Source organism: Archangium lipolyticum, from assembly GCF_024623785.1.
Classification (GTDB): Bacteria; Myxococcota; Myxococcia; order Myxococcales; family Myxococcaceae; genus Archangium; species Archangium lipolyticum.
This window is the reverse complement of the sequence record NZ_JANKBZ010000022.1, coordinates 115,803-127,834: the sequence shown is the minus strand read 5'-3', so window position 1 is coordinate 127,834 and position 12,032 is coordinate 115,803. Positions and strand designations below refer to the sequence as shown.

The 12,032-nt window shown below is 68.9% G+C and carries 12 protein-coding genes; 11 read left to right on the top strand and 1 reads right to left on the bottom strand.

The genetic code is table 11. The features are described from left to right. The first annotated feature begins 70 nt into the window (after positions 1 to 70). Positions 71 to 922 carry an SPOR domain-containing protein gene (locus NR810_RS35230; RefSeq protein ID WP_257458931.1) on the top strand — a complete coding sequence of 284 codons (852 nt, stop codon included), beginning with the start codon at positions 71 to 73 and terminating at the stop codon, positions 920 to 922. A gap of 52 nt (positions 923 to 974) precedes the next feature. Next, complete coding sequence (gene manA / locus NR810_RS35225; protein ID WP_257458928.1) at positions 975 to 2,174, top strand: mannose-6-phosphate isomerase, class I; 1,200 nt, start codon at positions 975 to 977, stop codon at positions 2,172 to 2,174. Positions 2,175 to 2,177: 3 nt separating this feature from the next. Here the strand turns inward: manA and NR810_RS35220 are convergent, their stop codons facing one another. Then, complete coding sequence (locus NR810_RS35220) at positions 2,178 to 2,792, bottom strand: hypothetical protein (RefSeq protein WP_257458927.1); 615 nt, start codon at positions 2,790 to 2,792, stop codon at positions 2,178 to 2,180. Positions 2,793 to 2,886: 94 nt separating this feature from the next. Here NR810_RS35220 and NR810_RS35215 point away from each other — a divergent pair, with 94 nt between their 5' ends. The 9 genes from NR810_RS35215 (at position 2,887) to carA (ending at position 12,030) form a co-directional block, all read left to right on the top strand. Further along, entirely contained in the window at positions 2,887 to 3,066 is a 180-nt protein-coding gene (locus tag NR810_RS35215) for a ribbon-helix-helix domain-containing protein (RefSeq protein ID WP_257458926.1), read from the top strand. A 21-nt stretch (positions 3,067 to 3,087) separates the two neighbouring features. Further along, a complete protein-coding gene (locus NR810_RS35210; RefSeq protein ID WP_257459019.1) occupies positions 3,088 to 4,047 on the top strand; it encodes a UDP-glucuronic acid decarboxylase family protein in 960 nt (319 codons plus the stop codon). Between the two features lie 52 nt (positions 4,048 to 4,099). Beyond that, entirely contained in the window at positions 4,100 to 5,026 is a 927-nt protein-coding gene (locus NR810_RS35205; protein ID WP_257458924.1) for an NAD-dependent epimerase/dehydratase family protein, read from the top strand. A 144-nt stretch (positions 5,027 to 5,170) separates the two neighbouring features. After that, a complete protein-coding gene (lepA, locus tag NR810_RS35200; RefSeq protein WP_257458923.1) occupies positions 5,171 to 6,982 on the top strand; it encodes a translation elongation factor 4 in 1,812 nt (603 codons plus the stop codon). A gap of 3 nt (positions 6,983 to 6,985) precedes the next feature. After that, positions 6,986 to 8,233: a signal peptidase I gene (lepB, locus tag NR810_RS35195; protein ID WP_257458922.1), complete on the top strand. Its 1,248-nt coding sequence runs from the start codon at positions 6,986 to 6,988 to the stop codon at positions 8,231 to 8,233. A 53-nt stretch (positions 8,234 to 8,286) separates the two neighbouring features. Further along, a complete protein-coding gene (locus tag NR810_RS35190) occupies positions 8,287 to 8,703 on the top strand; it encodes a hypothetical protein (protein ID WP_257458920.1) in 417 nt (138 codons plus the stop codon). 11 nt (positions 8,704 to 8,714) lie between these two features. Beyond that, the gene (locus NR810_RS35185; protein ID WP_257458918.1) at positions 8,715 to 9,608 is read left to right on the top strand and encodes an aspartate carbamoyltransferase catalytic subunit; all 894 of its coding nucleotides are present in this window, start codon (positions 8,715 to 8,717) and stop codon (positions 9,606 to 9,608) included. Then, positions 9,605 to 10,912: a dihydroorotase gene (locus tag NR810_RS35180; protein WP_257458915.1), complete on the top strand. Its 1,308-nt coding sequence runs from the start codon at positions 9,605 to 9,607 to the stop codon at positions 10,910 to 10,912. Before NR810_RS35185 ends, NR810_RS35180 begins: the two co-directional genes overlap by 4 nt. Then, entirely contained in the window at positions 10,912 to 12,030 is a 1,119-nt protein-coding gene (carA, locus tag NR810_RS35175; RefSeq protein WP_257458913.1) for a glutamine-hydrolyzing carbamoyl-phosphate synthase small subunit, read from the top strand. Before NR810_RS35180 ends, carA begins: the two co-directional genes overlap by 1 nt. The last annotated feature ends 2 nt before the right edge of the window (positions 12,031 to 12,032 follow it).

The window sequence follows — 12,032 nt, the reverse complement described above, 5'->3', positions numbered from 1 at the left end:
TCGACGCTACAGGCCGCGACACACTCGTGTGGCCGCGCCGGGGCGCCGTACACGCGAGGAACACCACGCCATGCGCGATGCCCACCGGATGAAAGAGAAGTTCGACGTCTCGCTCGACAACCGGCAGATCGTCAGCCTGTTGATCGCGGGGATCATCGTGATGGGAGCCGTGTTCGTGCTCGGCGTCGTGGTGGGCAAGCAGCTCGCCGGCAATGCCCAGGCCGCCGCCGCGCCCGATCTCCTCTCCGCGCTCGACGCCAACGCCCAGGCCCTCCAGCAGGCCCGCGAGGCCGAGTCTCCGCTCACCTTCCAGGACGAGCTCACCAAGAGGAGCGGCTCCGAGCCCGCTCCCTCCAACTCCAAGCCCGGCACCGTCACGGTCGCCATCCCTCCGCCCGCTCCCAAGCCCAAGCCGCCCGAGCCTGCCGAGGCTCCGAAGGTGGCCGATTCCGCGTCCGCCGAGGCCGTCGAGCCCGCTCCCAGCCCCACGGATGACGACTACGCCCCCGCGTCCAAGCCGGCCGCTCCCAAGCCCGCCGAGACCAAGGTCGCCGAGAGCAAGCCCGCTCCCTCTCCGGGCAAGGTGGAGCCCGCTCCCGTGCCTACCCGCACCACGACCCAGGGCAGCGGCCTGAAGGATGCCATCGCCCGGGCCACCCAGAAGCCCACCGAGGCCGTCCCCGGTGGTGCCTTCACCCTGCAGATCTCCGCCTTCCAGAACCGTCCGGAGGCCGAGCGTTTCGCCGCGAAGCTGCGTGACCGGGGCTACGCGCCGTACATCGTCTCCGCCGAGGTCCCCAACAAGGGCACCTGGTACCGCGTCCGCATGGGCAGCTTCCCCTCCAAGGACGCCGCCTCCCGGTACCTGGCCGACTTCAAGCGCGAGACCCAGCTCCAGGCCTTCGTGGCCGGCGCCAACTAGACGGAGGGTCGGTGGCGGGGTGGCGCCCGGAGTGCTATTGGGCGCCCCTGCAATGGATCTCCTCGACAACGTCATCCAGCCGTACGCCTGGGGCTCTCGGACCGCCATCGCCGAGCTGCTCGGGCAGCCGTCTCCCTCTGCCTCCTGTCAGGCGGAGCTGTGGATGGGAGCCCACCCTGGAGCCCCGTCGCGCGTGCGCCGGGGCTCGGATGTGCGGACGCTGCTGGAGGCCATCCGGTCCGCGCCGGAGCGCGAGCTCGGTGAGGCCGTGGCCCGCCGGTTCGGGCAGGACCTGCCCTTCCTGCTCAAGGTGCTCGCCGCGGAGACTCCGCTGTCCCTTCAGACCCACCCGAGCCTCGTCCAGGCCCGCGAGGGGTATGCGCGGGAGAACGCGCTCGGCGTTCCGCTCAACGCCCCGCACCGCAACTACAAGGACGCCAACCACAAGCCCGAGCTCATCTGCGCGCTGACCCCGTTCGATGCGCTCTGCGGCTTTCGCCGCGCGGACGAGACGCTCGTGCTCCTCGACTCGCTCGGCGTGGCGGCCCTCGAGCCGTTGCTCGCCCCGCTGCGCGCGGAGCCCGACGCGCGGGGGATCGCGCGCATGTTCGAGGCGTTGATGACGTTCCCCCGCGAGCAGCGCGGGCCCCTGGTGGACGCGGTGGTCTCGGCCTGTGCGGCGCGCGCGGAGCAGGGGAGCCGTTTCGCCGGGGAGCTGCGCTGGGCCGTGCGGCTCGGCGAGCTCTACCCGGGCGATCCCGGCGTCATCGGCGCGCTGCTGCTCAACCTCGTGCGCCTGCAACCGGGGGAGGCCATCTACCTGTCGGCCGGCAACCTCCATGCGTACCTGCGGGGCGTCGGCGTGGAGATCATGGCCAACTCGGACAACGTGCTGCGGGGCGGGTGCACGCCCAAGCACGTGGACGTCCCGGAGCTGCTCCGCGTGCTGGACTTCCGGTGTGGCCCCATCGCCCTCGTCCCGGAGTCCTCCACGGATGGGGTGGAGTTCGTCTATCCCACGCCCACCGAGGAGTTCCGCCTCTCGCGCATCCAGCTCCGCCCAGGGGTTGTCTCGCGGCCGGAGCGGCGGGGGCCGGAGATCCTCCTGTGCACCAGCGGCGCCGCCCGGCTGTCGGTGGGCGGACAGGCGCTCGCGCTGCCCCGGGGCGCGTCGGTGTTCGTGAGCGCGGCGGATGGCGCCTGGTCGCTCGAGGGCGACGGGGTCGTGTTCCGCGCGACCTCCGGCGTCTGAGCCTCACTCGGCCTGGGCGTTGCGGCTCCACTTGTCCACGTTGCCGTCACCGTCCAGGTCCTCGCCGATGCGATCCACCTGGTCCTTCTCCCAGTACTCCCAGTAGTCCACGCGGCCGTCGCCCGTGGAGTCCCGCTCCTTGCGCGCCAGCTTGCCCCGCTCGTAGTACGCCCACTCGTCCGTCCGGCCATCCCCGTTCAGATCCCGCTCCTTCCGGACGTTGACGCCCTTCTCGTAGAAGGCGACCGAGTCCACCTTCCCGTCGAAGTCCAGGTCCATCGCCTCGCGCTCACGCTCCCCGCGGGCGTCGTAGTACGTGGTCAGGTCCACCCGGCCGTCCCAGTTGATGTCCAGCTCCTTGCGGACCATCCGCAGGCGCGTCTCCCCCTCCGCCCCTCGCTCCTCCACCGAGTAGACCCACACGTCCGCCTTGTCGTCGGTGTTGGTGTCCCTCTCCGACACCTTCTCGTTGGACGCCGGCTGGGGGCGGATGGGCTCCGGTGCCGGTTGCCCGGCCTCCTTCTTCGCCGCCTCCGGTTGCTTCGCTCCCTTGTCGGACGCGCACCCACAGAGACCCACCAGGGCGAGCCCCACCACCCACTTGCTCATCGAGGACATCACCACTCCTGGCGCCATTTCGACGGCCGGTTCACGGGCCCCGAAAAACAGCGCTTCAATGGCCATGTAAGTCCATATATTTTCACATATCGCCATGGCCCGAAAGAAGATCAGCACGACCATCTACATCACGCCGGAGCAGAACGATCTGCTCAAGGCGTTGAACCAGAAGACCAAGGTCCCGGTGGCCGAGTACATCCGGCAGGGGATCGATCTCGTGCTGGAGAAGTACAAGGCGCAGCTGCCCGGGCAGGCCTCTTTCGACGAGCTCTAGATCATGACGAATCCGAAGAGCATGAAGGGCCAGCGGGTGGTGGTGCTGGGTGGAGCGGGCTTCCTGGGGTCGCATCTGTGCGAGCGGCTGCTCGACGACGGCGCGACCGGGGTCGTCTCGGTGGACAACTATCTCACCGGCTCCGAGCAGAACGTGGAGCACCTGCGGAGCCGTCCGGGCTTCGAGGTGGTGCGTCAGGACATCACCGAGGGGCTCTCGGTGGATGGGCCGGTGCACTACGTCTTCAACATGGCCTCGCCGGCCTCGCCCATCGACTACGCGAAGCTGCCGCTGGAGACGATGCGGGTGGGCTCCATCGGCACGGAGAACGGGCTGCGGCTGGCCCGGGCCAAGGGGGCGGTGTTCCTCCAGGCCTCCACGTCGGAGATCTACGGCGATCCGCTGGTGCACCCGCAGCGCGAGGACTACTGGGGCAACGTGAACTCCATCGGCCCGCGCGCCTGCTACGACGAGGCCAAGCGCTACGCCGAGGCGCTCGTCATGGTGTTCGCACGCTCGTACGGCGTCCAGACGCGCATCGTCCGCATCTTCAACACCTACGGGCCTCGCATGCGCCTCAACGACGGGCGCGTGGTGCCCGCCTTCGTGGGCCAGGCCCTGCGCGGCGAGGACTTCACCGTCTTCGGCGACGGCACCCAGACGCGCTCCTTCTGCTACGTGAGGGATCTCGTCGACGGCCTGGTGCGGCTGGCCCTGTCGGACGTCACCGACCCCGTCAACATCGGCAACCCCCGCGAGATGACCATGCTCGAGTTCGCCGAGGCGGTGCGCGCCGCGGCGGGTGGGGGAGGGCGGATCATCCACAAGCCGCTGCCCAAGGACGACCCCAAGCAACGCAAACCGGACATCTCCCGGGCCCGCCAGCTGCTCGGGTGGGAGCCGCGAGTACCTCTGGAGGAGGGACTGCGGGAGACAATCGCCTGGTTCCGATCGGTTGCCACCCGGGGTTCCACCCCCTAATTTTCCGGCGGTTTTCTCACGGTCGCCACTGTTGAGTGGCAGGAGTGTCGCGGTGAAAGTCCTCGTGACTGGTGGGGCGGGTTTCATTGGCTCGCACGTGTGTGATGCGTTCGTGCGCGCGGGCCATGAGGTCATCGCGCTGGACAACCTGTCGAGCGGGAAGAAGGAGAACCTGGACCCCAGGGTGCGCCTGGAAGTCATGGACATCCGCAGCCCGGAGGCCGCGGGCCTCATCCGGGCCGAGCGCCCGCAGGTGCTCTGCCACCTGGCGGCGCAGATGGACGTGCGCCGCAGCGTGGAGGACCCGCGCTTCGACGCGGACGCCAACATCCTCGGGTTCCTCAACCTGCTGGAGGCCTCGCGCGTCTCAGGTGTCCAGAAGGTGGTGTTCAGCTCGACTGGTGGGGCCATCTACGGCGAGCAGGACGTCTTCCCGGCCCCCGAGACCCATCCGACGCGGCCCGTGTCGCCCTACGGCGTCTCCAAGGCGGCCGGGGAGATCTACCTCGGCTACTACAAGGCCCAGTACGGGATGAAGTACGCCGCCCTGCGTTACGCCAATGTGTACGGCCCGCGGCAGAACCCGCACGGCGAGGCCGGCGTGGTGTCCATCTTCTGCCAGCGCCTGCTCGGCGGGAAGGACTGCACCATCTACGGCGAGGGCAAGCAGACGCGCGACTTCGTCTACGTGGAGGACGTGGCCCGCGCCAACCTGCTGGCGGTGGAGAAGGACGTGGTGGGCCCGGTGAACATCGGCACCGGCATGGAGACGGACATCAACCGGCTCTACACCCTGCTGGCCCAGGCGGCTGGCGTGGACAAGCCGGCCATCCTCGCTCCCGCCAGGCCGGGTGAGCAGATGCGCTCCTGTGTGGACAACGCCCTGGCGCGCCGGGTGCTGGGCTGGCAGCCGTCCGTGGAGCTCCCCGAGGGCCTGCGCCGTACCCTGGCCTTCTTCCGCGAGCACACCGCCCGCTAGCCGTTAGCCGTCCCGCCCACCCTCCTGGGTGGGTATCGCATCCCGGCGGCGGCCCGCTTGCCCGCCGGGCTCTCGGATGCATGGATTTTGGTGGGCTTCGGTGTTAGTCAAGCCGGCTTCGACGTAGCCAGAGGCCCCCCTACCATGCCGGCCGACAACGCTCACATCCGCAACTTCTCGATCATCGCGCACATCGACCATGGAAAGTCCACCCTGGCCGACCGCCTGCTGGACGCCACCGGTACGGTGACCAAGCGTGAAGCGCAGGACCAGTTCCTCGACAACATGGAGCTGGAGCGCGAACGGGGCATCACCATCAAGGCGCAGTCGGTGCGGATGAACTACACCGCAAGCGACGGCCAGAAGTACGTCCTCAACCTCATCGACACGCCGGGACACGTGGACTTCGCCTACGAGGTGAGCCGCTCGCTCGCCGCGTGCGAGGGCGCCCTCCTGGTGGTCGACGCCTCCCAGGGTGTCGAGGCCCAGACGCTCGCCAACGTCTACATGGCGTTGGACCACAACCTGGAGATCATCCCGGTCATCAACAAGATCGACCTGCCGAGCGCCGACGTGGAGCGCACGCGCCAGGAGATCGAGGACGTGATCGGCATCGACGGCTCCGGTGCCGTGCCGGCCTCCGCCAAGGAGGGCATCGGCATCAAGGACATCCTCGAGGCGGTGGTGAAGAACGTGCCGCCGCCCTCGGGTGATCCGGCCGCTCCGCTCCGGGCCCTCATCTTCGACAGCTGGTACGACAACTACCGCGGCGTCGTGACGCTGGTGCGCGTGCTCGAGGGCACGCTCAAGCTCAAGCAGAAGATCAAGCTGTGGAGCAACAACAAGACGTTCGAGGTGCAGGAGCTGGGTGTCTTCAGCCCGTTCTCCCGCCCGGTGCAGCAGCTCATGGCCGGCGAGGTGGGCGTGCTGGTGGCCAACGTGAAGGAGCTCCAGGACGCCAAGGTGGGTGACACCGTGACGGAGGAGCTGCGTCCCACGGACGCGCCCTTCCCGGGCTTCAAGGAAGTGAAGCCCATGGTGTTCTCCGGCATCTTCCCGGTGGACTCCGAGCAGTACGAGGGCCTGCGCGACGCGCTCGCCAAGCTCAAGCTCAACGACGCGGCCTTCACCTACGAGCCCGAGTCCTCCACGGCGCTCGGCTTCGGGTTCCGCTGCGGCTACCTGGGCCTCTTGCACATGGAGATCGTCCAGGAGCGGCTGGAGCGCGAGTACAACCTGTCGCTCATCACCACGGCGCCCTCGGTGGTGTACCGCATCACCGACTCGCAGGGCGCGGTGCTGCACGTGGACAACCCGGCCAAGCTGCCGCCGGTGCAGAAGATCGCCAAGTTCGAGGAGCCCGTCCTCACCTGTCACATCCACGTGCCCAACGACTACCTGGGCGCGGTGCTCAAGCTGTGCCAGGACCGGCGCGGCGTGCAGAAGGACATGAAGTACCTGGGCACCAGCGGCACGCGCGTGCAGGTGACGTACGAGATGCCGCTGGCCGAGGTCGTCTTCGACTTCTTCGACAAGCTCAAGAGCGTCACGCGCGGCTACGCCAGCCTCGACTACGAGCTGGCCGGCTACGTGGAGGCGGACCTCGTCCGCCTGGACATCCTCATCAACGGTGATCCGGTGGACGCGCTCAGCGTCATCGTCCACAAGGAGCGCGCCTACCAGCGCGGCCGCGAGGTGTGCCAGAAGCTCAAGGAGGTCATCCCGAAGCAGATGTACGAGGTGGCCATCCAGGGTGCCATCGGCGCGAAGATCATCTCGCGCGAGACGATCTCCGCCATCCGCAAGAACGTGCTCGCCAAGTGCTACGGCGGTGACATCAGCCGCAAGCGCAAGCTCCTCGAGAAGCAGAAGGAGGGCAAGAAGCGCATGAAGCAGGTGGGCTCGGTGGAAATCCCGCAGGAAGCGTTCCTCGCGGTTCTGAAGACGGAGGAGTAGGCCATGTCGACCACCGCGACCACGACTCCGCCGGGGGGCCTCGAGGCCAGCATGGCCGCCCGCCGGACGCCGGAGCAGCTCAAGGCCAGCCGTGCCCTGTTGTGGCGCGAACTGCTCACCAGCCTGTGGGCGCCCCTGGTCATCCTGGGGCTGGCCTTCATCCCCTACCTCGTCCTCATCGAGTTCATCCCGGCCTCCGCCGCGTGGGCCCAGCCGCTCATGCAGTACCTGGCCCTGGCGATGCTCATCTACTTCCTGGGGCTGATCGGCTGGCGCCTCGCCTCTCCCAAGGAGCGGCAGCTGCGCCACCTTCGGCACGAGGCGCGCGAGCTCATCGGGGAGATCGCCCGCATCCAGAAGCGCGTGCCCGGGAAGATCCCCGCCGAGACGTCCACCCGGCTGGCCGAGCAGGCCATGCAGGTGGAGGCCGCCTCGCTGGCCGCGGATGGCTCCCGGCTGGAGAAGGAGACGAAGGCGCTCGACACGCTGGCCACTCAGCTGTTGGGGGTCTGGCGCAAGCAGAGCGCCTGGGACTTCTTCTCCGGCTTCGCCAAGGCGCTGGCCATCGCGGTCATCATCCGCGTCTTCATCATCGAGCCGTACCGGATTCCGTCCGGCTCCATGCTGCCGACGCTGGAGATCGGCGATCAGGTCTTCATCAACAAGTTCATCTACGGAGTGCGGCTGCCCTTCACCAACTACGTGCCGTTCCAGATCGTCCGCCCGCCGGCACGTGGCGATGTGATCGTCTTCAACAACCCCGTGCGGCCCGAGCTGGACTTCATCAAGCGCGTCATCGGCATCCCCGGTGACAAGGTGGAGCTGATCGACAACGTCGTCTACATCAACGGTGTGGCCCAGCAGCGCACGCTGGTGACGGAGGACCTGCTCGTCCACAACAAGGGCGACAACGGTCCCTGGTTCCCCCAGCGCATGTTCCTGTTCCAGGAGAGTCTGGACGGCAAGGCGCACTCGGTGCTGCAGGACGGGCCCTCGCCCCGGACGCACTCCGAGGGGCCCTACGTCGTCCCCGCCGGCCATGTGTTCGTGATGGGTGACAACCGCGACAACAGCCTGGACAGCCGCTACGGCCTGGGCGAGCCCGGCCGGGGCGTGGAGTTCGTCCCCTACGGCCACATCAAGGGCAAGGCCATGGTCATCTGGCTGGCGCTCGGGTACGGGGGTTGGTTCAGCAACTTCCTGGAGGGGACCGGGCTGCGCACCGACCGCCTCTTCGAGCCCGTACGTTGAAAGCCGCGCGGGTGCTTGACGCGCCGCGCGCGCCGCTGCTACGCCCGGGGTTCATGCGCCATCCTTCTGGGAAGGTCAGCCTCGGTACCCTGCTGCTCCTGGCCGTTGTCGGAGGGGCCATCTACGCGGGGGCAATGGTGGGGCCCTTCTACGTGGACCACCTCGACGTGAAGGAAGCCGTCGCGGTGGCCCACAACCTGTCGGGCAAGAACTACTCCGACCCCATGTTGCGCAACATCATCCGGGAGCGCACCAGCCAGCTGGGCTCGCACTGGGAGAGGGACCAGTTCGACCGGGATGTCCTCAAGCCCGGCCTGGGGTTGACGGATGAGCAGATCCTCATCGAGCGCAGTGAGGTCACCCAGAACGTCCGCATCGAGGTGAGTTATGAGCGGACGGTCCGGCTCAAGCCGACCAACGCCGTCCGCACGCTGCGCTTCAGCGCCGTGAAGGAAGGCATCCCGGACTGATTAGGGAGCGTATGAGACACCTGCTGGGAATCGAGGGCCTGCGGCGCGCCGACATCGAAGCGCTGCTGGATCGGGCCGAGGCACACCTCCAGGGTGGGCCAGACGCCTCGCACGTCCTGCGGGGCAGGGTGGTGGCCAACCTCTTCTTCGAGGACTCCACGCGCACCCGCACCTCCTTCGAGATGGCGGCGCATGCGCTCGGGGCCCGCGTGCTCAACTGGACGGCCGCGGGCTCCTCCGTGTCCAAGGGCGAGACGCTGCTGGACACCGTGCGCAACATCGAAGCCACCGGCCCGGTGGTGCTCGTCATCCGGCACCGCTCCTCGGGGGCGCCGCACCTGGTGGCGAAGCACGTGCGCTGCGCCGTCGTCAACGCCGGGGATGGCACCCACGAGCACCCCTCGCAGGCCCTGCTGGACGCCTTCACCCTGCGCCGCCGCTGGGGCCGCCTGGACGGGCGCACGGTGGTCATCGTCGGCGACATCCTCCACAGCCGCGTGGCCCGCTCCAACCTGCACTGCCTCACCGCGCTGGGCGCGAAGGTGGTGCTGTGCGGCCCGCCCACGCTGCTGCCGCCCGGGCTGGAGTCCCTGGGCGCCGAGGTGTCCACGAGCCTCGACGCGGTGTTGCCCCGCGCGGACGCCGTCATGTGCCTGCGCGTGCAGACGGAGCGGCAGACGGAGAACTTCTTCCCCTCGGCGCGCGAGTTCTCCCGCCTGTTCGGGCTCAACGCCGCCCGCGCCGAGCGGCTCAAGCCGGAGGCGCTCGTCCTGCACCCCGGTCCCATGAATCGCGGGGTGGAGATCGCCCCGGCCGTGGCCGATGGTCCCCGCAGCGTCATCCTGGAGCAGGTGGCGCATGGGGTGGCCGTCCGCCGCGCCATCCTCGAGGAGGTGTGCCGGTGAACTCGACGATCCTCTTCCGCCGCGGGCGGGTGATCGATCCCCGTAACGGCGTGGACGGTGTGCGCGACGTGCTGGTGCGCGACGGCCGCGTCGCCGAAGTGTCCGAGGCGCCCCTGTCGCCGAGCGGGCCGGACGTCCAGGTGGTGGAAGCCGCCGGCAAGCTGGTGCTGCCGGGCTTCATCGACCTGCACGTGCACCTGCGCGAGCCGGGCGAGGAGGGCAAGGAGACGGTCCTCACCGGCTGCATGGCCGCGGTGGCGGGTGGCTTCACCGGCGTGGTGGCCATGCCCAACACCAAGCCCGTCAACGACAGCGTGCTCGTCACCGAGTACGTGAAGGCCAAGGCCCGCGAGGCGCGGCTGTGCCACGTGTACCTGGCGGGCGCCATCACCAAGGGTCTCCAGGGTGAGGAGATGTCGGAGATGGGCGCGCTCGTCGCGGCCGGCTGCGTCTGCATCACCGACGACGGCCGCCCGGTGATGAACGCCGGCCTCATGCGCCGCGCCCTCCAGTACGCCCAGCTCTTCGACCTGCCCGTCATGGTGCACGAGGAGGACCTGACCCTCTCCGGCAAGGGCGTGATGAACGAGGGCCGCACCTCCACGCGGCTGGGCCTCACCGGCATCCCTCCCTCGGCGGAGGTGGCCATGGTGGCGCGCGATCTGGTGCTCCTGGAGGAGACGAAGGGGCGGCTGCACGTGGCCCACGTCTCCTGCGAGGGCAGTGTGCGCCTCCTCCGCGAGGCGAAGCGCCAGGGCCTGCGCGTCACCGCCGAGGCCGCGCCCCATCATTTCACGCTGGATGACGAGGCCGTGGGCGCCTATGACACGCACGCCCGGATGAATCCCCCCCTGCGTACCCGCCGCGACGTGGAAGCCCTGCGCGAGGCCCTGGCTGATGGCACCATCGATGCCATCGCCACGGACCACGCGCCCCACGGCGTGCTGGAGAAGCAGGTGGAGTTCGACAAGGCGTGGAATGGCGTGGTGGGGCTGGAGACGGCCCTGGGTCTCACCCTGGCGCTGGTGCGCGAGGGCGTGCTGAGCCTTCAGCGGGCGGTTGCCCTGCTGACGGACGGACCCGCGAAGGCATTCGGGCTGCCAGGCGGTCATCTGGCGGCTGGAGCCCCGGCGGACATCGTAGTCGTGGAGCCGAACGCGGAGTGGACGGTGGACTCGGCGAGGTTCTTCTCGCGCAGTCGGAACACCCCCTTCCACGGTCGGCGATTGACGGGTCGGGTCGCCCAGACATGGGTCTCCGGGCGGCTCGTCTTCGAGGACGGTCACATCAAGGAGCACAGGTGATGAAGCGGGCAGTGCTCGCGCTGGCGGATGGCACCACCTTCGAGGGTCGCGCTCTCGGGGCGGCCGGTGAAACGGTCGGAGAGGTGGTCTTCAACACGTCGATGATGGGCTACCAGGAGATCCTCACGGATCCCTCCTACGTCGGCCAGATCGTCACCATGTCGTATCCCGAGATGGGGAACGTCGGGGCCAACCCCGGTGACGAGGAAGCGCCGAAGCCCCACGCCGTGGGCATGGTGGTGCGCAACGCCACCGCCCAGCAGTCCAACTGGCGCGCCCAGGAGTCGCTCGACGCCTACCTGAAGCGCCATGGAATTACGGGCATCGAGGGCATCGACACCCGCCGCCTGGTGCGCCACGTGCGCACGCACGGCGCGCAGATGGGGGTCATCTCCTCCGAGGGCCACACCGCGGCCGCGCTGGTGGAGCGCGCCCGCGCCGCCCGGGGCATGGAGGGGCAGGATCTCGCCACCGGCGTGTCCACGAAGGAGTCCTACCTCTTCACCACGCCCACGCCGAACCTGCTCGGCGAGGCCCCGCGCCCCGCGCCGGAGCTGCGCTTCGACGTGGTGGCCTACGACTACGGCCTCAAGCGCTCCATGCTCCACTTCCTGGTGGACGTGGGCTGCCGCGTGAAGGTGGTCCCCGCCGGGACGACGGCCGAGGAGGTGCTCGCGAGCAGGCCCCACGGCGTGTTCCTCGCCAACGGCCCGGGAGACCCCGCGGCGGTGAAGGGTGCGGACAAGGTGGTGGCCTCGCTGCTCGGCAAGGTGCCGGTGTTCGGCATCTGCCTGGGACACCAGATCCTCGCGCTGGCGCTGGGCGGCCGGACGTACAAGATGAAGTTCGGCCACCGGGGCGCCAACCAGCCGGTCAAGGACCTGACCACCGGCAAGGTCGAGATCACCTCGCAGAACCACGGCTTCGCGGTGGATGATGCGAGCGTGAAGGGCAAGGCCGTGGTGAGCCACATCAACCTCAATGACGGCACCGTGGAGGGCCTGGTCGTCCCCGACGCCCGCGCCTTCAGTGTGCAGTACCACCCGGAAGCCTCGCCCGGGCCGCATGACGCCCGGTACCTCTTCGCGCGTTTCGCGAAGCTGATGGCCGGAGAGTAGGA

Coding starts and splice junctions, on each gene's coding strand:
- NR810_RS35190 (WP_257458920.1), top strand. CDS start 8,287: ATGCGCCATCCTTCTGGGAAGGTCAGCCTCGGTACCCTGCTGCTCCTG.
- NR810_RS35230 (WP_257458931.1), top strand. CDS start 71: ATGCGCGATGCCCACCGGATGAAAGAGAAGTTCGACGTCTCGCTCGAC.
- NR810_RS35215 (WP_257458926.1), top strand. CDS start 2,887: ATGGCCCGAAAGAAGATCAGCACGACCATCTACATCACGCCGGAGCAG.
- NR810_RS35185 (WP_257458918.1), top strand. CDS start 8,715: ATGAGACACCTGCTGGGAATCGAGGGCCTGCGGCGCGCCGACATCGAA.
- lepA (WP_257458923.1), top strand. CDS start 5,171: ATGCCGGCCGACAACGCTCACATCCGCAACTTCTCGATCATCGCGCAC.
- lepB (WP_257458922.1), top strand. CDS start 6,986: ATGTCGACCACCGCGACCACGACTCCGCCGGGGGGCCTCGAGGCCAGC.
- manA (WP_257458928.1), top strand. CDS start 975: ATGGATCTCCTCGACAACGTCATCCAGCCGTACGCCTGGGGCTCTCGG.
- NR810_RS35210 (WP_257459019.1), top strand. CDS start 3,088: ATGAAGGGCCAGCGGGTGGTGGTGCTGGGTGGAGCGGGCTTCCTGGGG.
- carA (WP_257458913.1), top strand. CDS start 10,912: ATGAAGCGGGCAGTGCTCGCGCTGGCGGATGGCACCACCTTCGAGGGT.
- NR810_RS35220 (WP_257458927.1), bottom strand. CDS start 2,792: ATGTCCTCGATGAGCAAGTGGGTGGTGGGGCTCGCCCTGGTGGGTCTC.